This is a genomic window from Vibrio sp. 10N.222.49.C12 (assembly GCF_041475025.1).
GTDB classification, from domain to species: domain Bacteria; phylum Pseudomonadota; class Gammaproteobacteria; order Enterobacterales; family Vibrionaceae; genus Vibrio; species Vibrio crassostreae_C.
The window spans coordinates 1-531 of sequence record NZ_JBFRVF010000125.1 but is presented as its reverse complement, the minus strand read 5'-3'; the positions used below and the strand labels follow the sequence as shown (position 1 = coordinate 531).

The window sequence follows — 531 nt, the reverse complement described above, 5'->3', positions numbered from 1 at the left end:
TCCAAATTGTTAAAGAGCAAGAGTTTTAAGTGTTAAACTTTTAAACCCATTTTTAAATACTCTCTTACGAGAATGCTTAAAGATGGTGGGCGATACCGGGCTCGAACCAGTGACCCCCTGCTTGTAAGGCAGGTGCTCTCCCAACTGAGCTAATCGCCCATGATAGTTTTAATTCCTAATGGAAAGAATGGTGGAGCTATGCGGGATCGAACCGCAGACCTCCTGCGTGCAAGGCAGGCGCTCTCCCAGCTGAGCTATAGCCCCATATTTTTATTTCCTTGGGAGGAAATGGTGGGTCGTGCAGGATTCGAACCTGCGACCAATTGATTAAAAGTCAACTGCTCTACCAACTGAGCTAACGACCCAATGGTATCCCGTAGGGGAGTCGAACCCCTGTTACCGCCGTGAAAGGGCGGTGTCCTAGGCCTCTAGACGAACGGGACACTGCAATTCATCTCTACTTTAAAAGTAGAAACAAACTTCGAAGAACTTGGGAGTTCTTCATCTCTTTACTTTTCTAAACCTAATCAA

General features: G+C 46.3%; 4 tRNA genes. All 4 read right to left on the bottom strand.

The window, feature by feature from the left end:
- Nucleotides 1-83: 83 nt before the first annotated feature.
- A tRNA-Val gene (locus AB4583_RS21240) sits at nucleotides 84-159 on the bottom strand.
- Between the two features lie 29 nt (nucleotides 160-188).
- A tRNA-Ala gene (locus AB4583_RS21235) sits at nucleotides 189-264 on the bottom strand.
- A gap of 25 nt (nucleotides 265-289) precedes the next feature.
- A tRNA-Lys gene (locus tag AB4583_RS21230) sits at nucleotides 290-365 on the bottom strand.
- Nucleotides 366-367: 2 nt separating this feature from the next.
- A tRNA-Glu gene (locus AB4583_RS21225) sits at nucleotides 368-443 on the bottom strand.
- Nucleotides 444-531 lie beyond the last annotated feature (88 nt).